The sequence below is a fragment of the Aeromonas sp. 61P genome (assembly GCF_051919545.1).
GTDB lineage: Bacteria > Pseudomonadota > Gammaproteobacteria > Enterobacterales > Aeromonadaceae > Aeromonas > Aeromonas veronii.
Map to the genome: position 1 here is coordinate 814,324 of NZ_JBQBEL010000001.1, position 25,010 is coordinate 839,333.

The following is a 25,010-nucleotide window of genomic DNA, read 5'->3' on the forward strand; positions in this document are numbered from 1 at the left end:
GTGCTTATCGCATTGTCACAAACTCTTCCGCACTGGTGGGGTGGATTGCGACACAGTTGTCGAAGTCCGCCTTGGTGGCGCCCATCTTCATGGCGACGCCGAAGCCTTGCAGGATCTCGTCCATCGCAAAGCCGATACCGTGCAAACCGACCACCTTCTCTTCCGGGCCGACACAGACCAGCTTCATCCGGGTGGGCTGGCGATGCTGGGTCAGTGCCGAGTACATGGCGGTGAACTGGCTGCGGTAGACCTTCACCTGGTCCTCGCCGTATTCGGCGATAGCTTCCGGTTCGGTCATGCCGATGGTGCCGATGGGCGGGTGGCTGAACACCACGGTCGGCACCAGATCGTAGTTGAGGTGCTCGTTGGGCTTGTTGTTGAACAGCCGCTCGGAGAGGCGACGGCCCGCAGCGACGGCCACCGGGGTGAGCTGGATGCGACCCGTGTTGTCACCCACTGCATAGATGTTGGCGACGGAAGTGTTCTGGAACTTGTCGGTCGGGATAAAGCCCTCTCGTCCAGCGCGATGCCTGCGGCGGCCAGATTGAGGTTGTCGGTAGCCGGTACCCGGCCGATGGCCCAGATCAGGCAGTCGACGGTGAGGTGGCGACCATCTTCCAGTTGCAGGGTAAGGCTGTTGTCAGCGTTCTTGAGCACGGCTTTGGGAATGGCGTGGGTGTGCTGCTTGGGCCCATCCTGCGCCATGATTTCGACCAGAGTCTCGTGGATCATGGGGTCGAAGTTGCGCAGCGGCGCGTGCTTGCGCACCACCAGATGGGTCTCGGAGCCCAGAGCCTGCATCACGCCAGCGATCTCGACTGCGATGTAGCCAGCTCCAACCACGGCAACCCGCTTGGGTTGGCTTTGCAGATCGAAGAAACCGTCGGAGTCGATACCCAGCTCGGCACCCGGGATCGCCGGAATTTCCGGGCGGCCACCGGTAGCGATCAGGATATGATCGGCCGTGTAGTGCTCGCCATTAACCTCGATGGTGTTGCTGCTGACGAAGCGGGCGAAGCCCTTGATAACGGTGATCTGGTTCTTGCCCAGCACGTTCTGATAGGACTGGTGGATGCGGCCGATGTAGGCCTGGCGGGACTCGACCAGCTTGGCCCAGTTGAAGTGGTTTAGGGTGGTGTCAAAGCCGTAGTCGGCGCCATATTTCAGGGCATCGGCGATCTGGCCGGCATACCACATGGCCTTCTTCGGTACGCAGCCTACGTTGACGCAGGTTCCACCCAACTCTTTGGCTTCAATCAGGGCAACTTTCTTACCGTACATGGCAGCCCGGTTGGCAGAAGCAATACCGCCGCTGCCGCCGCCGATGGCGATATAGTCAAAATGCTGTGCCATTGCGAGGTTCTCCGCTCATTAAGAATGCAATCACAGCATGATGGGGATAAAGCGGCTGGCTCACAAGAGCCAGCGCTCAGTTATGTTGGATCGGCAGGCGAATATGGAACTGGGCGCCCTGGCCCGGTTCGCTGGCACAGCTGATACGGCCTTTCAGCAGTTGCACCACCAGGTTGTAGATGATGTGGGTGCCCAGACCGCTGCCCCCCTGACCCCGCTTGGAGGTGACGAAGGGATCGAAGATGCGCGGCAAGATTTCGGGCGGGATGCCGCGGCCGTTGTCCGAGTAGTCGATAAACAGCTCCTCTCCCTGCTGTTCCACCTTGATGGTGATCTTCTTCGGTTTGTCCCAGCTGTCGAACCCGTGGTTGATGGAGTTGAGGATCAGGTTCGAGTAGATCTGGGTAAAGCTGCCCGGGAAGGAGAAGATCGACAGCTTGGGATCGCACTGGATATCCACTTCGCACTGGCTCTTCTTCAGTTTGTGGCCAAGCGAGACCACCACCTGATGGAGGTTGTCGGCGAGGCTGAAGTTGTAGCGTGCTTCCGATGACTGGTCGACAGCCACCTGTTTGAAGCTGGCGATCAGCTCGGAGGCGCGCCGCAGGTTGCTCTGCAGCAGCTGCATCGACTCGTCGAGGTTGACGGTGAACTCGTTGAGATAGGAGCGCGACAGCTGCTTGGAGTCGATATGGGACTTGAAGTCGGCGACCCGCTCCTGCAGGTAGGAGGAGGCGGTCACGCTGATGCCGATCGGAGTGTTGATCTCGTGTGCCACCCCGGCTACCAGCGAGCCGAGGGAGGCCATCTTCTCGGACTCCACCAGGGTTTGCTGGGCCTGCTTCAGGTCGTCGTACGCCTTGCCCAGCTGGTTGTTGGCTTCGCTCAGGCTGCGGGTACGCTCCACCACCTTGCCTTCCAGCTGTTCGTTGAGCTGGATAATCTCCCGCTCGACCTTTTTCAGCTGGGTGATGTCGTAGCCGAAGCCGATCTGGTACTTGAGGTTGGGACCATCGTAGAAGGGGACGAAGGTCCATTGCAGTACCAGCTCATGGGCCTGCTGGTCATGCATGATGACCTCTTTGTCGGCCAGTGAACCTTCCGCCGCCAGAATATCGTTCAGCTCTTCCCGCTGCGCCGGGCTGACAAAGAGATCCAGCCAGTTGTGTTGCAACAGCTCCTGCTGGTGGTAGCCGGTCAGCAGTATGGCTGCCGGGTTGATGCTGGCGATGGTCAAATCCGGTTCCATGCAGCAGATGACCATGTTGGCGGAGTTGATCAGGGTGGCGGAGAAGTCCCGTTCCTTTTGCAGTTGTTCGACCGCCTGATGGCGAGCAACCAGCTCGTCACGCAGTCGGGTACGCATCTGGTTGAGGGTGGAGACCAGGGTATCCAGCTCATCGGGTTTCTTGCGTGGCTGCGGGCGGCCTTCCAGCTCCAGCTCCATGTCGAGCCGATCGAGGTTGAACTTCTGGGCGTAGTTGGCGATGCGGTTGATGTGCCTGACCACCAGATAGTAAATGATGATCAGGATGCAAAATGAGACCACCAGGGTCTTGATGGTCTGGCTGACCATGATCAGCACCGATTTTTCGATGAGGCGCTGGTAGATCTGCTCGAGAGAGGCGGCAACGAACAGCTTGCCGACGATTTCACCCTGATAGGTGAGGTTGAATTCGCGGGAGATATCATAGCTTTCCCGCTCGACCCCCTGGGTCAGCAGCGGGACTTCGGAGTTGCCGAGCATCTCCTTGACCATCACGAACTGCATGTTGGGCAGGTTCATGATCCCTTCAATTTGCACTTTGACCTGCTCTTCATCCAGGTTCCACAAGCTGGCGGCGATGGGTTGCAGGAACGAGGCCTCGATCTGGCCGATGCTGTCTTCGATGACGGCGACATCCTTGCGGTAATCCCACGCGAGTTGCAGCGCCGTAATGATCATCGCCAATACGGTACTGCACACCAGAATGTAGGAGAGCAGGCGATATGAGAGTCCGTTGCGGCCTACGGCCCTGGCGGTCTTGGTGAAGAGTCCTGACATGGCGTCCTTGCGGTCTGGATGTGGTGTTTTTTAGTTTAACTGCTTCATGCACTTATGTCGTCTTTCCTGCGAAGCATAAAAAGGCCCCGTATCGGGGCCTTTGCATGTGATTGATGATTAATGTCCGCCGTTTGCTTTGGGCGGAATGGTTTCATCGAATACCGGCAAGGGTTTGTGCTCGGAAGCCAGATAGGTGTAGATCACCGGCAGCACGAACAGGGTGAACAGGGTACCGATGGCAAGACCTGCCACGATGACGATACCGATGCTGAAACGCTGTGCCGCACCGGCGCCAGCGGCGTAGAGCAGCGGGATCAGACCGGCAATCATGGCGGCAGTGGTCATCAGGATCGGACGCAGACGCACCTTGGCAGCCTGCATCACGGCTTCCATCCGGTTCATGCCGCGCAGCAACTGCTCTTCCTTTGCTACTTCACAGATCAGGATACCGTGCTTGGTAATCAGACCCACCAGGGTAATGAGGCCCACCTGGGAGTAGATGTTCATGGTCGCCATACCCCATGCCAGGGCAATCAAGGCCCCGCTGATGGCGAGCGGTACAGAGACCATGATGACCAGCGGGTCACGCACCGACTCGAACTGGATTGCCAGCACCAGGAAGATGATGGCCAGTGCCAGCGCGAAGGTGGCATAGAGCGCATTGCCTTCGGTGACGAACTGACGGGCTTCACCCATGAAGTCGTAACGATAGCCTTGCGGCAGCTTCTCGTCGGCGGTGGTCTGGAACCAGTTGATCGCATCACCCATGGCCACGCCCGGAGCCGGAACGGCGCCAATGGTGGCGGAGTTCAGCTGGTTGAAGTGGGGCAGGGCGCGGGGCTCGCCAACCACTTCAATGCTGATCAGGCTGCCGAGCGGGATCGACTTGCCGTCTGCGGCCCGCACGTAATAGCCCTTGATGGACTCCGGATTGAGACGGTATTTGCGCTCGACCTGCGGGATCACCTCGTAGGAGCGGCCATCCAGGTCGATACGGTTGACGTAACCGTCCGCCATCATGGTGCCCATGGTGATTCCGATATCCTGCATGGTGATGCCATAGGCACCCGCCTTGTCCTTGTCGATGCGGATCTTCATGGTGGCGGAGTCGTAGTTCAGATCGAGATCCGAATAGACGAACTGACCGTTACTCTGCGCCGCTGCCAGAATTTCACCTGCCACCAGGAACAGGCTTTCGAAGCTGTTCGGGGTGGTGATGACGAACTGGATCGGCAGACCACTCGATGCGCCCGGCAGTTCCGGGAACTGGAAGGTGGTGATGGCCATACCCGGGATGTCTTTCACCAGATTGGCGACCCGGTCCAGCACCTCTTTCTGGCTCGCTTCACGCTGGCTCCAGGGCACCATGGAGGCGATACCGAACGCCTGGTTGGCGTTGAACACCCCGGAGAAGACCTGGGAGAAGGCGATCTCGGGCTGGTCGTCCAGGATCTTGTTCACATCCGCCATGGTGTTTTCGATGTAGTCCAGGTTGGCGTTGGACGGTGCGGTACCCAGCACGGCCATTACCCCCTTGTCCTCTGACGGTGCCAGTTCGCTCGGGATGAACTTGAACAGCAACGGCAGGCTGGCGAAGACGATGACGGCGAACACCACGATGACGGGGCGCTTTTTCATCACGGCGTGCAGCATGCTGTCGTAGCGATCGGTCATCCGCTCCAGCAGGTGGTGGACCGTGCTCTCGAACTTGCCCGGTTGCTCGTTGGCCTTGAGCATCTTGGAACACATCATCGGTGACAGAGTCAGGGCGATGATGCCCGAGACGAACACGGCACCGGCCAGCGTCAGGGCAAACTCCTTGAACAGGGAGCCTGTTATACCCCCCATCAGGGCGATAGGGGCGTATACCGCCGCCAGAGTAACCGTCATGGCGATAACCGGCACCGCAATTTCACGGGTACCGATAATGGCGGCCCGGAACGGTTCTTCCCCCTCCTTGATATGGCGGTCGACGTTCTCCAGCACCACGATGGCGTCATCCACCACCAGACCGATCGCCAGCACCATCGCCAGCAGGGTCATCAGGTTTATCGAGAAGCCGAACATATCCATCATCATCACTACGCCGATAAGACTGAGCGGAATGGTGATGATCGGATGATGACCGCGCGGAACGAACCGAGGAACAGGGTGATGACCACCAGAACGATGGCGGCTGCCTCCAGGATGGTCTTGATAACCTCGTGGATGGACTCGTTGATCGCCACGGTGGAGTCATACATCACGTTGAGACGCATGGTGCTCGGCATATTGCGCTCAAGGCTCGGCAGCAACGCCAGCACATCGTGTGCGATGTTGATGGGGTTGGCTGTCGGCGCGGCGTTGACCGCCATGACCACTGCTTCGCGGCCGTTGGCGCTGGCGCGATAGATGTCGTGGCTCTTCTCGAGGGTCACCTTGGCAATGTCGGAAAGGCGGATCACCTTGCCGTCACGGGTAGCAACGACCAAACGCTTCAGTTCGTCGACATCTTTGACCTGGGTCTCGGCGTTGCCGTTGAACAGGGTGAAGTAACCGGTCGCCTGACCTGTCGCGGACTGATAGTTGTTGCTGTTGAGCACCGTCATCACGTCGCTGGCGGTCAGGTTGAAGGCCGCCATCTTGGCCGGATCCAGCCATACCCGCAGGGCAAACTCGACACCGCCGTAGAGATCAACCTTGGAGACACCGCCCACGGTAAAGAGCTGCGGCTTGATAACCCGCTCCAGATAGTCGGTGATCTGGCTGGAGTTGAGCTCCGGGCTGGTAAAGCCGAGGTAGAGCACCGCCGTGGTTGAACCGGTGGAGGAGGTGACCGAAGGGTCTTCCGCCTCTTTCGGCAACTGGGAGCGCACCGAGTTCACCTTCGCCAGGATGTCGGACAGCGCGGCGTTGGGGTCGGTGTTGAGCTTCATGTACGCGGTGATGGTGGAGCTGCCCAGCTGGCTGGAGGAGGTCATGAAGTCGATGTTGTCGGCTTGCGCGACCGCCTGTTCCAGCGGCTGGGTGATGAACCCCTGGATCAGATCAGAACTGGCGCCATAGTAGCCAGTGCTGACGGTGATCACCGTGTTGGTCACCTCGGGGTATTCCCGTACCTGCATCTTGAAGATGGCCTGAAAGCCCAGCAAGGCGATCAGGAAGCTGAGCGAGATCGCCAGCACAGGCCGTTTTATAAATATGTCAGTAAATCGCATCGCAGATCTCCGCGCTTACAGCATCGGGGTTTGTGCCGGAACGGCCAGGGCATCGTTCTCGACCACATGCACCTTGGTGTCGTTGCTCAGGCGAACCTGACCCGACAGTACGATCTGGTCACCGGCCTGGATGCCGGAGAGCACATGCACATCGTTGCCACGGCGCTCACCGGCCTTGACCACAACCTGCTTGGCTCGCAGCACTTTCACCTTGTTACCCTCTTTGTCGGTCTCTTCGCCCTCTTTGAGCACGTAGACGTTCTGACCGTAAAGGGTGAAGGAGATAGCGGTCTGCGGGATCACGATCTGATCTTTCACCGTCGGCAGAATGATGCTGGCGCGGGCGAACATACCGGAACGGAGCTGACCGTCGTTGTTCGGAATGTCTGCCTGTACCTGGATCAGGCCGCTCTGGAAGTTGACCGCAGGCTCGATGGCGGTGATATGACCGTCAAACTGGGTTTGCGGATAGGCATCCACATTGATCTTGATGGTCTGGCCCAGCTTGATTTTGGAGATATCGGTCTGGGGCACGGTAAAGCGCAGGCGCATCACGCTGGTATCTTCCAGGCGCACGATATCGGTGCCCGGCTGCAGATACTGACCGAGGAACACATTGCGCAGGCCGACCACGCCGCTAAAGGGCGCACGGACTTCACGACGGGCAATGGTCGCCTTCAGACTCTCGATATCTGCTTCCAGTGAGCGATAGGCCGCTTCCGCCTCATCCAGCTGCTCTTTGGAGATGGAGCTGGTCTTGTAGAGGTTCTGGAAACGATCGAACTTGGCTTTTGCCGCCGGCAGCTTGGCCTGGGAGGCGCGCAGATTGGCCCGCTCTACGGTGGAGTCCAGGCTCAGCAGCAACTGGTCTGCCTTGACCGGTTTGCCTGACTCGAAGGTGATGGCGTCAATGGTACCTGCCAGTTCGGTGGAGAGGGTCACCCCCTGATTCGGCTCGATGAAGCCGATCGCTTCGATGGTCGGTACCCAATCCTGCGCCTTGGTCACCATGGCGGTGACGGGGAACTCGGGTTCCGGCCGGTTGGCCATGTATTGGGCAATCATCTTCTGTTTGAACAAATTGAAGCCGATGACGCTGCCAAACAAGGCGATCGCTATCAGCAACATAATGGCCATCCACTTTTTCATGAACAGGCTCCTGAGGTGGAAAGAATGGGGGATAAAATGGCATTCCAGCTGGCCCGGATCGCGGTTTCCAACTGCGATTCGGTCAGCGTGATGTTGTGCACCCTGCACTGCAGGGCCAGATGCATGACACTGTCCAGACTCAACACCTGGAGTGCCCGTATCGGTAAATCAATAAACAATCCTTGTTCAACGCCCTGTTCAAAAAATCGGTCCAGAGGCTCCCAGGCGGCCAGAATGACAGGATTGGTCTCCAATTCTGCCCCTAGCGGAGAGCTCTCGTACTGCAATTTGCACCGGATAGCGTTGGGTTCGTTAACAAAAATGGCATGAATATTGAGCCATAATTGGCGAAATTGTTGAAATGAAACTTTATCGATTGCTACATCGGCCATGACCATGGGCACACACTGCAAGATAGTGTGCTGGTGCAGTTGCCGGATCAGATCATCCTTGTCGCCGAAGTAGCGATAGATGGTGCCGGTGGCAACATTGGCTTTCTTGGCGACTTCCGCAATCGACAGACCATGAAAACCCCGTTCACCCAGTACCTCATGGGCCGCGTTGAAGATGCTCTCTTTTTTATCCAGAATCATCAGTGTGACTTTCGATTGAATGAACGTTCATTCATTCTAGATGGGCATCAAATCAAGTCAAGGCAGCAAGGCGATTTGCGACTGCGATCTGCCCCTTTTCGGCTGTCAGCTGGGGAGTATTGGAAGAAAAGTGTGCAATGTGCTTGAAAAAACAACGAACAGTGTTTCGGTGACAGAAAAGTGTAGACAAACCAGCACCCATCATTAATAATGCGCCCCGTTCGACAGCGTAGCGCCCGTAGCTCAGCTGGATAGAGCGCTGCCCTCCGGAGGCAGAGGTCACAGGTTCGAATCCTGTCGGGCGCACCATCAAAAGTGCGTCGGTTAAACGGGCGTTGTTGTGGAACGAAAACAGCTGTGGTGGCTGTAGCTCAGTTGGTAGAGTCCCGGATTGTGATTCCGGTTGTCGTGGGTTCGAGCCCCATCAGCCACCCCATTTTACAGCTTGTCAGGTACGCGAAGGTGGCGGAATTGGTAGACGCGCTAGCTTCAGGTGTTAGTGCCCCCCGGGTGTGAGGGTTCGAGTCCCTCTCTTCGCACCATACTTGCTGTATGACGAGGATGACTATCAGGTCGTCTTTGTTTTTTTGAAGTAAACTATTTTGAAAGAAATAGCCTCGGTGATTAGCGCAGTCCGGTAGCGCATCTGGTTTGGGACCAGAGGGTCAAAGGTTCGAATCCTTTATCACCGACCACATTTAGAAAAACCTCGCTTCGGCGGGGTTTTTTGCTTTCTGGCCTCCGCTGGGCCAGTACTCTCTCCCTGTTACGTCTGTTTACACTCTATTTGGGCAGCGCGCCCCGCCTTTCGGTTATGCTTCAGCCTCGAGTCACTGACAACCGGATGTCATCGGCCCATTTCAGGCATTTTTCCATGAATAACAAAATTTCCTTTGCTTGCTCTCCCGCCCTGCTGGCTGCCTTGCTGCTGGGTGGCTGTACCATCAAGCCGCCATCCACCGATGTGATGATGGGCTCCATTGCATCACAACCGCAGGAGGAGCGTTCTCTCTCCCCCTTGCTGACCAGCGGAGATTTTTGCGTTGCGGTGTCCCAACAGAAGGTGTTGGCACAACCTTGCAGCGGAAAAGACGATCAACTGTTCGAGTGGGATCTGGGTGAGTTGCGCCTGCAGGATCTCTGTTTGCAAGCCAAAAACGACAGCGAAGTGATGCTGGCACCCTGTGACGGTCAGGCGCAGTGGGAGTGGCAGAAAGACAGGCTGTTCAATAGCAAGGTCTCCCGCTGCCTCGATGTGGCCGGGCGACGTCATACCCCCGGCACGCCGCTGCGGTTGGCTGAATGCTACGGCGGGGCGAACCAGAGCTTCAGCTGGCAGCGGCCCAATCCCTGGCTGGAAACCCTGAAAAAACAAAGCCTCACATGGTGAGGCTTTGCTGAATCGGATGGCTGGCTGAAGAGGATCAGGCTGCGCTGACGCTCTCCAGTTCGAACAGCTTTTCCAGATAGACGGCGACGCCATCTTCGTCGGAGGTGAGGGTCTGCTCATACTCCGGCAGCGCTATTTTCAGGCGATCATGGGCGTTGCCCATCACGATGCCGCGTCCCACCATGGTCAGCATCTCGAAGTCGTTCATGCCATCGCCGAAGGCGATCGCCTCCGACATATCGAACCCGTTCTGCTCCAGCACTGCACGCACCGCATTACCTTTGTGCACCCCGGCGTGCATCACTTCGAGGCAGTCTGGCAATGAGAAGGTGACGTTGAGCTGGTCGCCATAGCGCTGGTTGAGGTGCGCCTCGATCTTCAGCAGCTTCTCGTGCTCGCCGATGTAGAAGACCTTGTTGATCTGCTCCATCGACTCCTGTTTCAGGTCATCGACCAGACGATAGGTGAAGCCGGATTCGTCGTGGAATTGCAGCAACCAGGGCAGCTCCTCCTCGACCACCCAGTCATCGCCCTGATAGACGTTGAGATGGATGGATGGGTCACGTTCGAGTGCAACCAGCTCGGCGGCGATGTCGGTCGGCAGCGGCTGGTTGAACACCAGTTTGCCCTGTTTGTCATGCACCACGGCGCCGTTGGATGTGATGAGGTAGATATCCAGACCGAGCGCATCGCGGAAGCTGCGTACATCGACGTGGTGACGGCCGGTGGCGACCACGAATTTCACGCCCTGCTCAACCAGACGGCGGACGGTCTCCCGGGTGCGGGAGGAGATCTGGTGCTGCTTGTTGAGCAGAGTTCCATCGAGATCGGATACAACTACCTTGAACATCTTTACCTCGGCATCAATTGAAAGCGGGGGCAGTTTACCCCAGCCTGTATGGTCACCCCATTTATTTAGGGTTACAAAAAATAGCCAGCCTAGTAGCGGGCGAAGAAATCGAGCATGGCGGTCAGTGCGGGCTGGCGTTTGTCGTCGGCTTCGATGAAGAGCTCGTGCCAGGCCCCTTCAATTCGCAGCGGCTTGCCCCCTTCACAGCGGGCTTTGGTGCAAAACGCATCCTGCGCCGCGTTGTCCACCACGCTGTCGTTGCCAGCCTGCAGTAGCAGCAGCGGCGTCTTGATGGCGCCCGCATCGGCAATGGCGGCATCGGCACCGGTGATCCCCTGATAAATCCAGTGGGCGGTGGCTCCCCCCAGCTTGATCTGCGGGTGCTGTTCATAAATCTGGCGGAAAGCCTGATAGCGGGAGTGGCTGTGAGTCAGCTCGTTATCGGCAAAGCCATGGTCCTGATAGGGGCCCTGACCCGGCCCATAGGGTGGTTCGCCAAACCAGCCGCCGACCGTGCCTATGGTGGTAGCCAGTCCCTTGGCCAGCCATTTGGGCAGGCCGCCCAGATTGATGCCCAGCATGGGGGAGGAGAGCACGGCGGCGCGAATATCATCGGGCCAGCGCTCCAGATAGCGGGCCGAGATGGCCCCCCCCATGGAGTGAGCCAGCAGGAACAGCTTGGCGGGCTTGTCCGCCATGATTATCTGGTCGTGAAACTGCTTCATATCGACGACATAATCGTCGAACTGGTCGACATAACCCTTGTCATGGTCGTTCAGCATGCGGCCGGACATCCCCTGACCACGATGGTCGATAAGGTAGAGGCTGTAGCCCTGGCGCCAGAGATCCCACGCCAGCTCCTGATACTTGAGGTAGCTCTCGACCCGGCCGTTGACGATCAGGATGGCGCGATCAACCTTCTCCTGCCGCAACGCGGCATAGCGGATGGCGACGCCATCCTTGCCCTTGAACTCTCCTTCTATGGCATGCTGGCGCCAGAAGTCGGGCAGGGTTTGCTGGTAGAGGGTGGGCACATCGGCTTCGCTGGTCAGCGCATAGGGATTGGTCACGGCAAGGGCTCCGGCAGAAAACAGGGTCAGGGCCAACAGGGGGATCGAGAGGGATTTCATCAGGCACACTCCGTTTGCCAGTATTGATAAAGCATTGCGATGTCGCCGGAACAGAGCAGCGACATGGCGCTTTGCAGTGTGGGCAGAGGCCAGTCCCACCACTGCATCTCTTGCAGCATGGCGATCTGCTCATCGTTGAAACGGCGGCGGATCGGTTGGGCCGGATTGCCGCCGACTATGGTGTAAGGGGCCACATCCTTGGTCACCACGGCACGAGTGGCGATGACGGCGCCATCACCTATGGTGATGCCGGGCATGATCATCGCTTCCGAGCCGATCCAGACATCGTTGCCGATCCGGGTATCTCCTTTGCGCAGAAAACCACTACGAGCCCCTTCGCCAAAGGTATCGGGGTTGAACGGAAAGGTGGAGACCCAATCCAGCCGGTGGCCCTGATTACCCGCCAACATGAAGGTGGCGCCCGAGCCGATGGAGCAGAATTTGCCGATGATCAGCCGATCCACCTCGCCCCAGAGGCCGCTCTCCCAGGTGTCGCGGGTCGAGCCATCGCCGAGCAGGTAACGGACGCAGTGATCCTCGAACGGCTTGCCGTGGTAGTAGCCGGAGTAGTAGCTGTAGTCGCCGGCCTCTATGTTCGGGTTGGTCAGGTGATCCCGGATGATTTGCGATTCCAGCCAGCTGCCAAAAGGGTTCTCCATCACTCCTCCTGTAGGTCGTCCTGCTCGCTCTGCTGCGCCCACCCTTTGCGGGTCAGCTGCATCCGTTGCCACCACTCTTCGTCCGCCAGAATTTCACCGGCTGGGCCGAGCTGGGGGTAGGGCATCTCTTTCTCTTTGCAGAGCTGGGCATAGATAGGATAACCCCCCTCGAACAGGATGCTGTTCTGCTCCTCCAGCGTGAGTGGGCAACCGCGTTGATAGCAACCGGCCAGCTCGCGTTGGCGCTGCGCCTCGTAGAGGATGGCGGCGGCAGCCACCGAAACGTTGAGGGACTGCACCATGCCCACCATGGGGATGACGATATGGTGGTCGGCCAGCGCCAGCGCCTCTTCACCGATGCCGTGTTTCTCCTGACCCACCAGAATGGCGGTCGGTTTGGTGTAGTCGATGGCGCGAAAATCGACCGAGCTGTCGGAGAGGTGAGTCGCCAGGATCTGCATGCCGGAGGCTTTCAGCTCGGCAACGGCGCTGCCGATGTCCGGGTGCAGTTTTACATCCACCCAGTTCTGGCTGCCGCGGGCGGTGCCTTTGCGCTTGTGGATCCAGGTTTTGGGCCAGACCGCGTGTACCCGGTGGATGCCGATGGCATCGGCGGTACGCACGATGGCGGCCAGATTGTGAGGTTTGTGTACCTCTTCCATACAGACGGTCAAATCGAGCTGACGCTGGGCCAGCATATCGGTGATGCGCTTGAAGCGTTCGGGGGTCATGGTTGTCTCTTAAAAAGCAGCAGGCGGCTTGCGCCGCCTGTGTGATCAGTTCTTTTGCCGGCTCACCTTGAGCACGTTGGGCATGACGCGGATCTTGCGCATGATGTTGGCCAGATGGATACGGCTCTTGGTGGTGATGAGCAGACTCACCTGATAGACCCGGCCATCCTTCTCTTCGGTGCTGATGGCGTGAATGTTGGCGCCGGTGGCGGCAATCACGTTGGCCAGCTCGGCCAGCGCACCCTGATGGTTGACGATCTCGATGCTGATACCGGTGCGGAACTCCTGTTCCTGCTCCTTGTCCACTTCCCACTGCACCGGCAAGTACTTGTCCGGCTCCTTGCTGTAGCCCTTGATGTTGCGACAGGCTTCCTGGTGGATCACCAGACCCTTGCCCGGGCTGATGTGGGCGATGATGGCATCCCCCGGGATCGGGCGGCAGCAGTTGGCGAAGGTGACCAGCATGCCGTCGGCACCCTTGATCGGCATCTTTTTGCTACTGGTTTTGGGCTGTTCTTCCGGCGGCAACTCATCCCCCAGCATGCGACGCGCCACCATCACGCTCATGGCGTTGCCGAGGCCCACATCGGCCAGCAGCCCCTGCAGGTTCTCGTGCTTGGTATCGGCCAGCACCTGTTTGATGCGCGGCTCGGGAATGTCTTCGATATTCTTGGCGCCCAGCGCATGGTTGAGCAGGCGGCGACCCAGCACCACCGACTCTTCGGTGCGCAGGTTCTTGAGGAACTGGCGGATCTTGGAGCGCGCTTTGGTGGTCACTACGAAGTTGAGCCAGGCCGCGTTGGGACGGGCGCCCGGCGCCGTGATGATCTCCACCGTCTGGCCCGAGTGCAGCGGGCTGCTGAGCGGGTAGGGGTGGCGGTCGACCCGCGAACCGACGCAGGCGTGGCCGATATCGGTGTGCACCGTGTAGGCAAAGTCCACCGGCGTGGCGCCAGCGGGCAGCTCCATGATGCGTCCTTCCGGCGTGAACACGTAGATCTCGTCGGGGAAGAGGTCGGTCTTGACCCCTTCGATAAATTCAAACGAGCTGCCGGCGCTCTGTTGCAATTCCAGCAGGCTCTGCATCCAGCGCTGGGCGCGGATCTGGGCAGTGGTGCCCGAACTGTCGCCATCCTGCTTGTAGGCCCAGTGGGCGGCAACCCCTTTGTCGGCCATCTGATCCATGAACTCGGTGCGAATTTGCACCTCCACCGGTACCCCGTGCGGCCCCACCAGAGAGGTGTGCAGCGACTGGTAGCCGTTGGTCTTGGGGATGGCGATGTAATCCTTGAAGCGGCCGGGGCGCGGCTTGTAGAGGCTGTGCATCTGCCCCAGCACCCGGTAACAGGTATCTATGTCCTTCACCTTGACACGAAAGGCGTAGATATCCATTACCTCATGAAATTGCAGCTCTTTTCTCTCCATCTTGTTGTAGATGGAGAAGAGATTCTTCTCGCGGCCACTGACCTGATGCTCGATCCCCGCCTCTTTCAGACGACCGCTGATTTCGCTCTGGATGGAGTCGATGATCTCGCGGCGATTGCCACGGGCGCGGCGCACCGATTCGCGCAACACGCGGGATCGCATGGGATAGAGCGCCTCGAAACCCAGCTCTTCCAGCTCGTTCTTCATGGTGTGAATACCGAGGCGGTTGGCGATGGGGGCGAAGATTTCGAGGGTTTCCCGGGCGATGCGGCGGCGTTTGTCAGGGCGCAGGGAGCCCAGGGTGCGCATGTTGTGGGTGCGGTCGGCCAGCTTGATCAGAATGACCCGGATATCCTGGGTCATTGCCATCACCATCTTGCGGAAGTTCTCGGCCTGCGCCTCTTTGCGATCGCGAAACTTCAGCTTGTCGAGCTTGGAGACCCCAGCCACCAGTTCTGCAACCGCATTGCCAAACTGTTCGGCCAGATCGGCCTTGGTGACAGAGGTGTCTTCGATGACGTCGTGCAGCACGGCGGCCATCAGGGTTTCATGATCGAGGCGCATGTCACCCAGGATTCGGGCAACGGCAACGGGGTGGGTGATATAGGGTTCGCCACTGGAACGCATCTGACCCTGGTGGGCATCACGGGCCACCACATAGGCTTGCTTGAGCTTCTCAACCTGCTCTGGCGGCAGGTAGGAACTGGCTATTTCTTTAAGGTTTTCAAATAAATACAAGACAGTCCCCGCAGCGGTGAAACGGCAATTCGTGGAATTGAGGGTATAGCCCTGAGTTTGCGAGGTTTTCGAGCGGTTGTAAATGGGGATGAACAGTCGGCACCCGGGCGGGTGCCAACCGGAGGAATAACTTAACCGCGGCCTTCGGCGATGGCAGCAACGGCAGCCAGCTCGGCGGCTTCCTGCTCTTGCTGTTCGTAGCGGTCCTGGGTGTCCATCACTTGATTGTTCACCAGACCCAGCTCGATCTCACGCAGGGCGATCACAGTCGGCTTGTCGTTCTCTTCGTCGACCAGGGGATCTTTGCCTTGTACCGCGATTTGACGAGCGCGGCGCGCGGCGACCAGCACCAGGTCAAAACGGTTACCTACCTGTTTTACAGCATCTTCTACAGTAACGCGTGCCATGCAGGACTCCAGTGTTTGGGCTTTCTGTATTTAGAAAAGCAGTGTTTAAAAATGACGCAAAAGTTTACTTGTTTTTGGCTTACTCTGCCAGTAGCTGTTGCAGCAAGTTTTTTTGAGCCTGTTGCTGGTGACGCATCTCCAGCCGTTGGCACTCAATAATGGACCTGAGCTGGAACAGCGCCTGCTCGAAGTCTTCATTGATAATGACATAGTCATACTCGTCGTAGTGCACCATTTCGGCAATGGCTTTCGCCATCCGGCCGGCAATCACTTCGGCGCTGTCCTGACCGCGCCCAATCAGGCGGCGTTCCAGCTCTTCGCGGCTGGGGGGCAGGATGAAGATGGATTTGGTCGGCATCTGCTCGCGGATCTGGCGGGCACCTTGCCAGTCGATGTCGAGGAATACGTCGATCCCCTTGGCCAGACAGGCTTCGATGGCGGCGCGTGAGGTGCCGTAGTAGTTGCCGAACACTTCGGCCCACTCCAGAAAATCACCGCGTTCGATCAGTGCCTTGAACTCTTCCACCTGAACGAAGTGGTAGTGTACACCGTGCTCTTCGCCAGGACGGGTGGCGCGAGTGGTGTGGGAAACCGACAGCTGCATCTTGCCCGCAGCGTTATGTTGGGTCAGCAAGGCATTGAGCAGACTGGATTTACCCGCGCCGCTCGGAGAGGAGATGATATAGAGAGTGCCTTGTTGCGCCATATTATTACCTTTAATCGAAACCGCTGTTTTGGTTGTAGCAGAGACCGCCGTCTTGTGCCCGAAAGGGAGACAGCCAAACGCAAAACGCGGAAAATTCTTGAGTCAGGAGGATGTAAAGGCGGCGAATTTTACCAGAATGCGGCGAATAAAAAAACGGCCGGAATCATATTCCAGCCGATCAAAGTATTCGTAGCTTGCTGCGGGAGCGTAACCCACATCAGCCTGCATTGTGCCTTTGGCTGGGGGCAGAGGCTATCAGTTTATCCCTGCCTGATGGCTCGGAATTCCCGAGGTGCTCTGTCACTACGGCAGCTGGCGATCTGCACAGATCCGCTCGAACGCGGCGATAACCTGCTCGCTGGTGATGTTTCGCATGGCCTCCGGATCCTTGAGGCGGGTGCGCCAGCTCAATTCGGCCGGCGGCTTGCCGGTCTCCTGCTCGACCAGCTCCTGATAGACGCTGACCACGTAGTCGCGGCAGAGATATGGGCCGGTACGCGCCGGATTGTGATGGGCATAGAGGCCGATCACCGGCGTGCCCACTATGGTAGCCATATGGGTTGGGCCAGTATCGGGGGCCAATACCAGACTCGCCTCGCCAATCAGCGCCAGCAGCTGCTTGAGGTTGGTCTGCCCCACCAGATCGACCGGCTTGCTCTGGCTTAAGCGCTGGATGTCGGCAGCCAGATCCCGCTCCAGTTTGGCGGGGCCGCCGCACAAATAGACCTGAAAGCCCTTGTTGGCGGCGTGATCTGCCAGCGCGGCATAGCCTGCGGCCGTCCAGTTCTTGAACGCCTTGCTGGCGGCGGCGCAGATCAGCAGGGTCGGTTTGCCGCCAATCTTCTCCCTTGCCCACGCCTGATGTTCGGCGCTGATGGGCAGTTGCCAATCCGGGGTCAGATCCTTGATGCCGAGCTCTTTGGCAAAGGCGAGGAAACCGTCCAGCACATGGGGGGAGACAGGCGAAGGCACCTTGTGGTTGGTGAACAGCCACTGGCCGTCGTTGGCCCGCTCCCGATCAAACCCGAGTTTGACCTTGGCCTTGATGCCGAGGGTCGCGATGCTGGCGCGCATGGCAGCCTGCAGATGGAGCAGGGCATCGAATTTGCGTCCCTTGAGGGTCTGCCAGAGATCGCGATAGCCGCGCCACCCCTTGCTCTTGTCGAAGGGGATTACCTCGACCCCGGGCAGATCGGCAAACAGGGTTGCTTCGATTTTGCCGGTGATCCAGGTGATACGGGTCTGTGGCCACTCCCGCTGGATGACGCGCACCAGCGCCAGTGCGTGGCAGCAATCCCCGATGGCGGAGAGCCGCAGGATGCAGATGGAGGAGGGGGGCGTTTGAAATAGCGGCATGTTGTGGCGCACGGCTGGCAAAAAGGGTGGATGGCATTATGCAAACTCCCCTCTGGATTGTAAAATTGCGCACAATCGTCAGCCAGGATAGGCCGGGCCCTGTGCCATGACCTGTTTCTGCACGTCGTTGATTAAAGGCCACTATTGCGGGCATGCCAGAGCGGCAGCCTCATCGCCAATTGAAAAATTGCGATCCATGACCCACCGAGCGGGATCTCCACGATGCGAGTACAGACCGAACACAACCAGATCTGCTGGTATGCCGAAGGGGCCTTTCGCGACCCCTCTCCCCAGTTATTCGATCCTGCCTGGTGGCAGAACAACCGTCAGGTGGTGGGAACCTCCATCGGGCGGGGAGTGACCTGGTTCGTCAAGGATGAGTCCCGCCATCTGGTGCTGCGCCACTACTATCGCGGCGGCATGGTGGGCAAGGTGGTGCGGGATCGTTTCTGGTTCGAAGGGGTCGAATCGAGCCGCGCCATGGCGGAATACACCCTGCTGGCCAAGTTGTGCGAACTGGGGTTGCCGGTGCCGCGTCCGTTCGGTGCGCGGATGGCCAAACAGGGCCCATTTTATCGCGCCGACATCCTGATCGAGCGTATTCGCGGTGCCAAGGACATGGTCGCCCTGCTCAAGCAGGGGCCGGTGGCCAGCGAGGTGTGGCACAAGATTGGCCAGACGGTGCGCCAGCTGCACGATGCCGGGGTTTACCACGCCGATCTCAATAGCCACAACCTGCTGCTCGATAAGGATGAGAAGGTGTGGGTGATCGACTTCGACAAGGGGGCGATCCGCTCCCCCGGTGAGTGGCAGAAGGGCAATCTGGAGCGGCTGTTGCGCTCCTTCAACAAGGAGTCTCAACTGCACACCAGTTTTCACTTCGTACCGGAGAACTGGCAGACCTTGATGAACGGGTATCAGGGAAAAGCACTCTGACCCTGTTGCTCGGCGTGAACGCCAATGTTACTTATTGAGCAGGTATTCAGATCCTGTTTCGAGGCGCCCCATGGAAATGCTCAAGACACCTTTGGTGGATGTCACCGCCCGGCTTGATCCGGGTCTGCTGTTCGATGCCATGGCGCTGCTGGAGGCGGGGATCTGGACCTGGTCCCCGCAACAGGGACTGCGCCGCGATCCCTCCTGCCTGCGCCTGCTGGGACTTGGTGATAGCTGGCCGGATGATCTCGGCTGGCTGGAGCGGGTGCATCCCGATGACGTTGCCCGGCTGGCTGATGCCCTGAGCGCCTGCCAGAGCGGCCGCAGCAGCGGTCTGCGCCTCGAATATCGCATTCTTCACCACCACGGCCACTACATCCGGCTGGAAGAGCGGATCCGCCGTGACGAGCGGGGCCATCTGCTTGGCGTGGTGCGCCATCTCGATCCCGCCGTCGTGCTGGTGGAAGAGCGGCACGGTACCGATCCGCTGACCGGGCTGGAGAGTCGCAGCCGCTTCGAGCAACTGCTGGAGGAGAGGCTGTTGGCTGAGGGGGGAAGCTTCAGTCTGCTGCAGTTTTCCGTCGATCACATGGCCAAAATCCGCCAGCTCTTTGGCGAGGCCGCTTGTGACGCCATGCTGGCCAAGCTGGCGCGCATCGTGCGTCACGAGCTGCGCCGCGAAGATCCCTTCGCCCGCTGGGATGAGGATGGCTTTATTCTGATGCTCTCCCGCACCGAGCGGATGAAGGGGCTGGAGATTGCCGAACGGCTGCGCCTCGAGATTGCCGACGCCAGCCTGCTGCCACAGCGGCCGGTGACCGTCAGTATCGGGCTGGTACAGAGCCAGCCCGGCGAGCAGCTTGACCATCTGCTGGCCCGTCTGGCCACCTGCCACGGTCAGGCCAGACGGGAGCGCAACGCCGTCGTCGGCTAGTTGCCACTCAGGATGAAGTGACCTTGCGATGCTGGCACACCTTGAGGGATGCCAGCATCAGCACGCCGCCGATGGCCAGCCGGGTCAAATCGGTATCCTTGCCCCAGATCAGCAGATTGACCAGCAGGCCGGCCGGAATGAGCGCATTGTTCATGATGGCGAGCACCCCGCTGCTGACCAGCGTTGCCCCCTTGTTCCACAGGAAGTAGCCCAGCCCCGAAGCGCCCACCCCGAGCCAGAGCAGAATGCCCCACTGCAACCCGCTGGTCGGGTACTGGGGTTTGCCCAGCAACCACCATGCGGGCAGGGCGATCACCAGTGCTCCCAGATAAAAGCAGCCGAAAATCGCCAGCTGTGGCGGTTGCTCAGCCTCCCTCGCCAGCAGTACCTTGTAGCCCACCTGACCCATGGCAAAGCAGAGGTTGGCTCCCTGCACCACCAGAAAGCCCAGCGCATAGCTCTCGGTCAGCCCGTCAAAGCGGATCACAGCTGCGCCGGCGACGGCCAGCAGGGCACCCCACAGATAGGTGAGGTTGAAGCGCCGCTCAAGCAGGTCGTGGAGCAGGGTGACGTAGATGGGGGTGAAGATGGTAAAGACCAGCACTTCCGGTACCGTCAGCAGCAGAAAGGAGTGGTAGTAGAAGAGATACATAATGCCGAGCTGGATGGCGCCCAGCGCCATGAGTTTGGCCACCAGAGCGGGGCGCAGCCAGCGGCGACGCAGGAAGGGTAGAAACACCAGACTGGCGAGAGCGATGCGGGTCAGCACCGAAAAGTAGGCATCCACCTGACCGGCGAGGTAGACCCCGATCAGGCTGAAGGAGAATGACCAGAGCAGGGTGACCCCTATCAAGTAGTTCATGTGGTTGATTTGTCATCAGTTGTCAATTTTTGAGGGGGCTATGATGGCCGAGATGGAAGCGGCAATCCAGCGTTTATGGGCACGATTGTCACAGGTCGGAGCATTTGGCTTCACCGCCAGCAATGGCGAGGGGTCGGCGACCGACTGGAGTGGTCGCGGCGAGGGGGTTGTGGCGGTGACCGATCATCAGGGTGGCTGGCTCTTCAGCGAGCAGGGGCGCTACACCACTCCCCATGGTCGGGTGCTCACCATGCACAACCGTTTCTGGTGGCAGCGTAGCGAGCGGGGGATCCGCCTTTCTCACCTGCGTTATGAAGCGCCGGTCGAGTTGTTCGAGCTGCTGCCGCAAGGGGATGGCCGCTGGCTGACCGCCGAGCCCCATCTGTGCGGGGCGGATCACTATCGCGCCGAGCTGACCGAAATTGACGGCGGTTTTCTGCTGAGCTGGCAGATCACCGGGCCGCGCAAGAACGAGCGGATCGACTACCGCTACCGGATGTGAGTGGCGGCAAACGGGCATAAAAAAACCGGCGCAGAGCGCCGGTAGCGGGCAAATCGGAGGTTTTTTAAAACAGTCCCAAAAAACAGGAGAGATGAACTCTCTTCACACACTCAGAAAAGTGATTCAGGCACTCAGGGCATAGCTCAGCATGGCTTGCAGCTTGCTATCGAAGAACCAGGGCAGCAGTACCATCAACAGCCCCAGCACGCCCGCCAGTCGCTGGCGATACTGCCAGCCGGCAATCAGGACCAGACCGCCGCACAGGGTGGTCAAGATGCCTGACATAGGGTTGCCTCACGCTGTACACGACGCTGTTGGGCCCACTGGTTCATGGCGACCGAGCCGAGGATCAGAGCCAGTGCCACGCCGGTGGTGGGGTGGATCTGTTCGCCGAGGAACAGGGCGCCCAGCATCACGCCGAACAGCGGCACCAGATAGTTGCTGAAGGAGGCGAACGTCGGGCCGGCCTTCTGGATCAGCGCCATGTAGAGGAAGTAGACCAGACCGGTACAGAGGGTACCCAGCACGGTAATGGCGCTCAGGGCCTGGCTGCTCGGCAGGGTCAGGCTGCTCAGGTCAACCATGAAGGGGGCGACCAGCAGCAACTGGGTTGCCGAGGAGATCAGGATATTGCGGGCGACCACGACGGGATGGTCCTTGGCGAAGCGCTTGATCATCAGCAGACCGATGGCGAAGCAGCTGGCGCCCAGCAGGATGGCCATGGCACCGAGCAGACCGGCGTTCATGCCCTGAGAGAGTTTCGGCCAGAACAGGGTGAGTACACCGGCAAAGCCGATGATCACGGAAAGCAGACCGGTTTTGGTGATTCTTTCACCAGAAATAAACAGCGGTGCAGCCAGAATGGTCACAAACGGGATACAACCCATGACCACGGCGGCGATGGCGCTATCCACATACTGTTGGCCCCAGGCGACCATGATGAAGGGGATGGTGGCATCCAGCAGGGCGATCAGCATATAGGTGCGCCACGGGGTGTGCTCACTCTTGAGCCGCATGAACAGGCAGAGCAGACCCAGGGTCAGGCTGCCGCACAGGGCACGACCGGCAGCCACCAGAATGGGGGGCAACTCGGCAACGGCCTGGTGCATGAAAATGAACTGGGAACCCCACAGCAGGCCAATGGCCAGCAATAACAGATAGCTACGCATTTGAATCTCCGATGTATTAAGCCAGCGCATTCTAGGCAATCTGTTACTATGGTAAAAATGAATTGTTGGCATTTAACTATGGCTAATATCGATGGATAGCTCGCTCGCCCGTCTCGACCTCAACCTGCTCGCCGTATTCGACATGCTGATGCAGGAGCGCAACGTCACCCGTGCCGCCGAACGGCTGCATCTCTCCCAATCCACTGTCAGTCACGCCTTGGGGCGGCTGCGAGTGGCGCTGGATGATCCGCTGTTTGTGATGAGTCGGCGCGAGATGATGCCGACCGAGCGGGCCAAGGCGCTTGCCGGGCCGGTGCGCCAGGCGCTGGCGATGCTGGAGCAGGGATTGCGGCAGGCCAAGGGGTTTGATCCAGCCACTGCGCGGCGGATTTTCCGCATCGCCACCCCGGGTTCGGTAGAGCACGGGCTGGTGCCGGTGCTGGTGGAGCGGCTCCATCGGCAGGCCCCTCACTGTCGGCTTGAGGTGTGCGAGCTGGCCGACAGCAACTACGAGCGGGAGCTGGAGAAGGGGGAGCTGGATCTGGTGATCGGTTTCGCCGGGGCGAATCATCTCTCACCCCGCTTATGGCGGGAGGAGTGGTTCAACAACCCGCTGGTCTGCCTGTCGCCCCTTGGCAGCGAATTGCCCGATGTGCTGGCTCCGGTCGAGCTGGTGAGCCGTCCCCATATCCACACCTCCAGCTGGGGTCACAGTCAGGCGATGGTGGAGCTCTGGCTGGCCCGTTTCGGGGTGGAACGGGAGCTGGGGGTCAGGTTACCGAGCTTTATGGCGGTGCCTCCGCTGATGGCGACCGGCCGCTATCTGGTGGTGGTGCCCGAGATGATCGGGCGCCACTTCTGCCGCTACTACCCGCTGCGGATGCACCAGCTAGACCCCGCCATTCCCATCGTCTACCTGATGGCGGGGCACCCGCTCACCGCCCATGACGAGGCGATCGGCTGGTTCAAGAGCCTGCTGCACCAGCTGGTGTTCGACCTCTACGGCGACGATGCACTCGGGACTCCCGCTCAGCGGATGCTGGCGAAGTAGTCGAGTCCCATGGCGCCTTTCACCTCCGCCAATACCCCATCGGTGATGATGCGGGCCTGCTCGGTGCCCTGATAGAGCAGCTCCAGCAGCATCTTCTTGTCGGCGATGGCCGCGGCCCGGCGCTCCCGCATCGGGGCGAGCAGGGTCTGCAGGCTGTCATTGAGCACCTGTTTGCAGCGCATGTCCCCCAGTCCGCCTCGTCGGTAGTGGGCCTTCATCTCGGCGACCAGCGCCTTGTCGGGGTGGAAGGCATCGAGATAGGCGAACACCGTATTTCCCTCCACCTGACCCGGATCGCTCACCTTGAGGTGGTTGGGGTCGGTATACATGGCGAACACCGCCTGTTTGACCTCTTCCGCCGACATGCCGAGCTCTATGGTGTTGCCGAGGGATTTGGACATCTTGGCCTTGCCGTCGATGCCGGGCAGGCGGCCGGTGTCGCTCAGGATCGGCTGGCATTCGGTCAGCACCTCTTTGCCTACCAGAGAGTTGAAGCGGCGGACGATCTCGTTGGTCTGCTCCAGCATCGGCAGCTGATCCTCCCCGACCGGCACATGGCTGGCGCGAAAGGCGGTGATGTCGGCGACCTGACTGACCGGATAGACCAGAAAACCGGCCGGCAGCGTGCGTTCGAACCCTTTCTGCTGGATCTCCGCCTTGACGGTGGGGTTGCGCTCCAGCCGGGCGACGCTGACCAGATTGAGGTAGTAGCAGGTGAGCTCGGCGAGGGCGGGCAGGGCGCTCTGCAGGCAGAAGGTGGTCTTGGCCGGGTCGAGGCCGACCGCCAGATAGTCGGCCATTACCTCCAGCACGTTGTCGGTCACCTTGGCCGGGTTGTGGCCGTTGTCGGTCAGCGCCTGCAAGTCGGCGATCATCACGAATTGACGGTAGTGGTGCTGGGCTTCGACGCGCTGGCGCAGGGAGCCGACATAGTGGCCGATGTGCAGTTTGCCGGTGGGACGATCGCCAGTCAGGATTACGGGGTTGTGCATGTCACTCTCTCCAGTTGGGTGAGCCGGGAGGCGACAAAGGGATAAAAACAGTTGACCGCCTCTCGGCGGTCACGGTGTTTTCTTTGGGAAATCTTGAATAGAAACGCGGTGCCGCCTGTTTAGGAGCAGCACCACCAGTAGTTGTGATTGAATGCGGTCATATTCATAGCAAATCACACTACGCCGGTTTCATTACTTCTGCAAGGGGACGACCAGCAGATCGCAGGGCACCGTATTCATCAGCTGACGGGCGCTGGAGGTGAGCAGGCTCCAGAAGCTCTGGCGATGGCCGCACACCAGCAGGTCGATCTCGTACTCCTTGACCGCCTGATTGACCCGCTCGCTCAGATCGCCGCAGATCACCAGCTTCTTCTCGATGGGATAGTCCACCGAGGCCAGAAATGCCTCCAGCTTCTCTTTCGCTTCGGCGATCACCTGATCCTGCACGTTGTCGATGTCGATATCGATCATCTCGGTGTAGAGATCCTTGAGGTCCACATCGACATGGATAACCGACAGCTTGGCGCCGTTGGAGCGGGCTCTGTCCACCGCCTTGTCGATCACCTTGCGGTTATCTTCAGAGAGGTCGATCGCGGCCAGAATATGCTTGTAATAGGTTGTTCCACTCATGGGGGTTCTCCTTACCGATTCTTCAGCCCACTATACCAATCTCTGCTGAAACTAAAATGGTGCCTCAGGCACAGTTTTGGGATTTAAATGAGTTTAATGGCGTGTGACACAGGGTCAGCCACTCAGTTATTAACCACTATTTGCCTATAAATTAAACAAGAGTTTGACGCCGGTCACACCCCTCGGCTTGCCGATCAGGGGGGAGG

General features: G+C 59.2%; 21 protein-coding genes, 4 tRNA genes and 2 pseudogenes. 9 read left to right on the plus strand and 18 right to left on the minus strand.

Translation table 11 applies throughout. The annotated features are described in order from the left end of the window. Window positions 1–4: 4 nt before the first annotated feature. The 5 genes and pseudogenes from gorA to ACTG2O_RS03965 form a co-directional block, all read right to left on the minus strand. Window positions 5–1,353 (minus strand): annotated as a pseudogene (gene gorA, locus ACTG2O_RS03945) (glutathione-disulfide reductase). Window positions 1,354–1,429: 76 nt separating this feature from the next. Continuing rightward, the gene (locus ACTG2O_RS03950) at window positions 1,430–3,397 is read right to left on the minus strand and encodes an ATP-binding protein (protein WP_193861270.1); all 1,968 of its coding nucleotides are present in this window, start codon (window positions 3,395–3,397) and stop codon (window positions 1,430–1,432) included. A gap of 117 nt (window positions 3,398–3,514) precedes the next feature. Continuing rightward, a pseudogene (locus ACTG2O_RS03955) lies at window positions 3,515–6,594 on the minus strand (multidrug efflux RND transporter permease subunit). A 15-nt stretch (window positions 6,595–6,609) separates the two neighbouring features. Further along, on the minus strand, window positions 6,610–7,743 hold the full coding sequence (locus tag ACTG2O_RS03960) for an efflux RND transporter periplasmic adaptor subunit (RefSeq protein ID WP_005355753.1): 1,134 nt from the start codon (window positions 7,741–7,743) through the stop codon (window positions 6,610–6,612). Continuing rightward, window positions 7,740–8,336 (minus strand): TetR/AcrR family transcriptional regulator, encoded by a 597-nt coding sequence (locus ACTG2O_RS03965; protein WP_201954387.1) that lies wholly within the window; start codon window positions 8,334–8,336, stop codon window positions 7,740–7,742. Before ACTG2O_RS03965 ends, ACTG2O_RS03960 begins: the two co-directional genes overlap by 4 nt. Window positions 8,337–8,568: 232 nt before the next feature. On the opposite strand from ACTG2O_RS03965, the gene ACTG2O_RS03970 reads away from it, so the two are divergent. The 5 genes from ACTG2O_RS03970 (at window position 8,569) to ACTG2O_RS03990 (ending at window position 9,726) form a co-directional block, all read left to right on the plus strand. Then, a tRNA-Arg gene (locus ACTG2O_RS03970) sits at window positions 8,569–8,645 on the plus strand. Window positions 8,646–8,696: 51 nt separating this feature from the next. Beyond that, window positions 8,697–8,772, plus strand: a tRNA-His gene (locus tag ACTG2O_RS03975). 20 nt (window positions 8,773–8,792) lie between these two features. After that, a tRNA-Leu gene (locus ACTG2O_RS03980) sits at window positions 8,793–8,878 on the plus strand. 76 nt (window positions 8,879–8,954) lie between these two features. After that, window positions 8,955–9,031, plus strand: a tRNA-Pro gene (locus ACTG2O_RS03985). Window positions 9,032–9,210: 179 nt separating this feature from the next. After that, on the plus strand, window positions 9,211–9,726 hold the full coding sequence (locus ACTG2O_RS03990; RefSeq protein WP_005339265.1) for a ricin-type beta-trefoil lectin domain protein: 516 nt from the start codon (window positions 9,211–9,213) through the stop codon (window positions 9,724–9,726). A gap of 34 nt (window positions 9,727–9,760) precedes the next feature. Here ACTG2O_RS03990 and ACTG2O_RS03995 read toward each other — a convergent pair whose 3' ends face one another. The 8 genes from ACTG2O_RS03995 to ACTG2O_RS04030 all read right to left on the minus strand — a co-directional run bounded on the left by ACTG2O_RS03995 (window position 9,761) and on the right by ACTG2O_RS04030 (window position 17,728). Next, the gene (locus ACTG2O_RS03995) at window positions 9,761–10,576 is read right to left on the minus strand and encodes a Cof-type HAD-IIB family hydrolase (RefSeq protein WP_439975365.1); all 816 of its coding nucleotides are present in this window, start codon (window positions 10,574–10,576) and stop codon (window positions 9,761–9,763) included. An 89-nt stretch (window positions 10,577–10,665) separates the two neighbouring features. Further along, window positions 10,666–11,706: an alpha/beta fold hydrolase gene (locus ACTG2O_RS04000; RefSeq protein ID WP_439975366.1), complete on the minus strand. Its 1,041-nt coding sequence runs from the start codon at window positions 11,704–11,706 to the stop codon at window positions 10,666–10,668. Next, window positions 11,706–12,365 carry a CatB-related O-acetyltransferase gene (locus tag ACTG2O_RS04005; protein ID WP_439975367.1) on the minus strand — a complete coding sequence of 220 codons (660 nt, stop codon included), beginning with the start codon at window positions 12,363–12,365 and terminating at the stop codon, window positions 11,706–11,708. The genes ACTG2O_RS04000 and ACTG2O_RS04005 overlap by 1 nt, the downstream gene beginning before the upstream one ends. Continuing rightward, the gene (gene trmH, locus ACTG2O_RS04010) at window positions 12,365–13,096 is read right to left on the minus strand and encodes a tRNA (guanosine(18)-2'-O)-methyltransferase TrmH (RefSeq protein WP_216979784.1); all 732 of its coding nucleotides are present in this window, start codon (window positions 13,094–13,096) and stop codon (window positions 12,365–12,367) included. Before trmH ends, ACTG2O_RS04005 begins: the two co-directional genes overlap by 1 nt. A gap of 45 nt (window positions 13,097–13,141) precedes the next feature. After that, a complete protein-coding gene (gene spoT / locus ACTG2O_RS04015; protein WP_439975368.1) occupies window positions 13,142–15,259 on the minus strand; it encodes a bifunctional GTP diphosphokinase/guanosine-3',5'-bis pyrophosphate 3'-pyrophosphohydrolase in 2,118 nt (705 codons plus the stop codon). A gap of 131 nt (window positions 15,260–15,390) precedes the next feature. Beyond that, window positions 15,391–15,666, minus strand: coding sequence for a DNA-directed RNA polymerase subunit omega (rpoZ, locus tag ACTG2O_RS04020; RefSeq protein WP_005307060.1), 276 nt, complete (start codon window positions 15,664–15,666; stop codon window positions 15,391–15,393). A gap of 79 nt (window positions 15,667–15,745) precedes the next feature. Beyond that, on the minus strand, window positions 15,746–16,372 hold the full coding sequence (gmk, locus tag ACTG2O_RS04025; protein ID WP_005357125.1) for a guanylate kinase: 627 nt from the start codon (window positions 16,370–16,372) through the stop codon (window positions 15,746–15,748). Window positions 16,373–16,675: 303 nt separating this feature from the next. Further along, a complete protein-coding gene (locus tag ACTG2O_RS04030; protein WP_439975369.1) occupies window positions 16,676–17,728 on the minus strand; it encodes a glycosyltransferase family 9 protein in 1,053 nt (350 codons plus the stop codon). A gap of 222 nt (window positions 17,729–17,950) precedes the next feature. On the opposite strand from ACTG2O_RS04030, the gene ACTG2O_RS04035 reads away from it, so the two are divergent. Together ACTG2O_RS04035 and ACTG2O_RS04040 are read left to right on the plus strand one after the other, a co-directional pair. Further along, window positions 17,951–18,664 (plus strand): 3-deoxy-D-manno-octulosonic acid kinase, encoded by a 714-nt coding sequence (locus tag ACTG2O_RS04035; RefSeq protein WP_439975370.1) that lies wholly within the window; start codon window positions 17,951–17,953, stop codon window positions 18,662–18,664. A gap of 70 nt (window positions 18,665–18,734) precedes the next feature. Continuing rightward, a complete protein-coding gene (locus ACTG2O_RS04040) occupies window positions 18,735–19,598 on the plus strand; it encodes a GGDEF domain-containing protein (protein ID WP_043851699.1) in 864 nt (287 codons plus the stop codon). A gap of 7 nt (window positions 19,599–19,605) precedes the next feature. Here the strand turns inward: ACTG2O_RS04040 and ACTG2O_RS04045 are convergent, their stop codons facing one another. Beyond that, on the minus strand, window positions 19,606–20,460 hold the full coding sequence (locus ACTG2O_RS04045) for a carboxylate/amino acid/amine transporter (RefSeq protein ID WP_439975371.1): 855 nt from the start codon (window positions 20,458–20,460) through the stop codon (window positions 19,606–19,608). Window positions 20,461–20,503: 43 nt separating this feature from the next. Here ACTG2O_RS04045 and ACTG2O_RS04050 point away from each other — a divergent pair, with 43 nt between their 5' ends. Continuing rightward, entirely contained in the window at window positions 20,504–20,962 is a 459-nt protein-coding gene (locus ACTG2O_RS04050; protein WP_439976647.1) for a DUF6314 family protein, read from the plus strand. A 123-nt stretch (window positions 20,963–21,085) separates the two neighbouring features. Here the strand turns inward: ACTG2O_RS04050 and ACTG2O_RS04055 are convergent, their stop codons facing one another. After that, the gene (locus ACTG2O_RS04055) at window positions 21,086–21,247 is read right to left on the minus strand and encodes a hypothetical protein (RefSeq protein ID WP_098981153.1); all 162 of its coding nucleotides are present in this window, start codon (window positions 21,245–21,247) and stop codon (window positions 21,086–21,088) included. After that, entirely contained in the window at window positions 21,232–22,131 is a 900-nt protein-coding gene (locus tag ACTG2O_RS04060) for a DMT family transporter (RefSeq protein ID WP_181270065.1), read from the minus strand. The genes ACTG2O_RS04055 and ACTG2O_RS04060 overlap by 16 nt, the downstream gene beginning before the upstream one ends. 91 nt (window positions 22,132–22,222) lie before the next feature. Between ACTG2O_RS04060 and ACTG2O_RS04065 the strand changes: the two genes are divergently transcribed. Further along, a complete protein-coding gene (locus tag ACTG2O_RS04065) occupies window positions 22,223–23,182 on the plus strand; it encodes a LysR substrate-binding domain-containing protein (RefSeq protein ID WP_439975372.1) in 960 nt (319 codons plus the stop codon). Here the strand turns inward: ACTG2O_RS04065 and trpS are convergent. Both trpS and ACTG2O_RS04075 read right to left on the minus strand, forming a co-directional pair. Next, window positions 23,161–24,174, minus strand: coding sequence for a tryptophan--tRNA ligase (gene trpS / locus ACTG2O_RS04070; RefSeq protein ID WP_439975373.1), 1,014 nt, complete (start codon window positions 24,172–24,174; stop codon window positions 23,161–23,163). The genes ACTG2O_RS04065 and trpS overlap by 22 nt on opposite strands. Before the next feature lie 192 nt (window positions 24,175–24,366). Further along, the gene (locus ACTG2O_RS04075; protein WP_005339229.1) at window positions 24,367–24,804 is read right to left on the minus strand and encodes a universal stress protein; all 438 of its coding nucleotides are present in this window, start codon (window positions 24,802–24,804) and stop codon (window positions 24,367–24,369) included. Window positions 24,805–25,010: the final 206 nt, after the last annotated feature.

Bases quoted from the DNA above. Each gene is read 5' to 3' on its own strand.
- ACTG2O_RS03950 (WP_193861270.1), bottom strand. From the start codon at position 3,397: ATGTCAGGACTCTTCACCAAGACCGCCAGGGCCGTAGGCCGCAACGGA.
- ACTG2O_RS03960 (WP_005355753.1), bottom strand. From the start codon at position 7,743: ATGAAAAAGTGGATGGCCATTATGTTGCTGATAGCGATCGCCTTGTTT.
- ACTG2O_RS03965 (WP_201954387.1), bottom strand. From the start codon at position 8,336: ATGATTCTGGATAAAAAAGAGAGCATCTTCAACGCGGCCCATGAGGTA.
- ACTG2O_RS03990 (WP_005339265.1), top strand. From the start codon at position 9,211: ATGAATAACAAAATTTCCTTTGCTTGCTCTCCCGCCCTGCTGGCTGCC.
- ACTG2O_RS03995 (WP_439975365.1), bottom strand. From the start codon at position 10,576: ATGTTCAAGGTAGTTGTATCCGATCTCGATGGAACTCTGCTCAACAAG.
- ACTG2O_RS04000 (WP_439975366.1), bottom strand. From the start codon at position 11,706: ATGAAATCCCTCTCGATCCCCCTGTTGGCCCTGACCCTGTTTTCTGCC.
- ACTG2O_RS04005 (WP_439975367.1), bottom strand. From the start codon at position 12,365: ATGGAGAACCCTTTTGGCAGCTGGCTGGAATCGCAAATCATCCGGGAT.
- trmH (WP_216979784.1), bottom strand. From the start codon at position 13,096: ATGACCCCCGAACGCTTCAAGCGCATCACCGATATGCTGGCCCAGCGT.
- rpoZ (WP_005307060.1), bottom strand. From the start codon at position 15,666: ATGGCACGCGTTACTGTAGAAGATGCTGTAAAACAGGTAGGTAACCGT.
- gmk (WP_005357125.1), bottom strand. From the start codon at position 16,372: ATGGCGCAACAAGGCACTCTCTATATCATCTCCTCTCCGAGCGGCGCG.
- ACTG2O_RS04030 (WP_439975369.1), bottom strand. From the start codon at position 17,728: ATGCCGCTATTTCAAACGCCCCCCTCCTCCATCTGCATCCTGCGGCTC.
- ACTG2O_RS04035 (WP_439975370.1), top strand. From the start codon at position 17,951: ATGCGAGTACAGACCGAACACAACCAGATCTGCTGGTATGCCGAAGGG.
- ACTG2O_RS04040 (WP_043851699.1), top strand. From the start codon at position 18,735: ATGGAAATGCTCAAGACACCTTTGGTGGATGTCACCGCCCGGCTTGAT.
- ACTG2O_RS04045 (WP_439975371.1), bottom strand. From the start codon at position 20,460: ATGAACTACTTGATAGGGGTCACCCTGCTCTGGTCATTCTCCTTCAGC.
- ACTG2O_RS04050 (WP_439976647.1), top strand. From the start codon at position 20,504: ATGGCCGAGATGGAAGCGGCAATCCAGCGTTTATGGGCACGATTGTCA.
- ACTG2O_RS04055 (WP_098981153.1), bottom strand. From the start codon at position 21,247: ATGTCAGGCATCTTGACCACCCTGTGCGGCGGTCTGGTCCTGATTGCC.
- ACTG2O_RS04060 (WP_181270065.1), bottom strand. From the start codon at position 22,131: ATGCGTAGCTATCTGTTATTGCTGGCCATTGGCCTGCTGTGGGGTTCC.
- ACTG2O_RS04065 (WP_439975372.1), top strand. From the start codon at position 22,223: ATGGATAGCTCGCTCGCCCGTCTCGACCTCAACCTGCTCGCCGTATTC.
- trpS (WP_439975373.1), bottom strand. From the start codon at position 24,174: ATGCACAACCCCGTAATCCTGACTGGCGATCGTCCCACCGGCAAACTG.
- ACTG2O_RS04075 (WP_005339229.1), bottom strand. From the start codon at position 24,804: ATGAGTGGAACAACCTATTACAAGCATATTCTGGCCGCGATCGACCTC.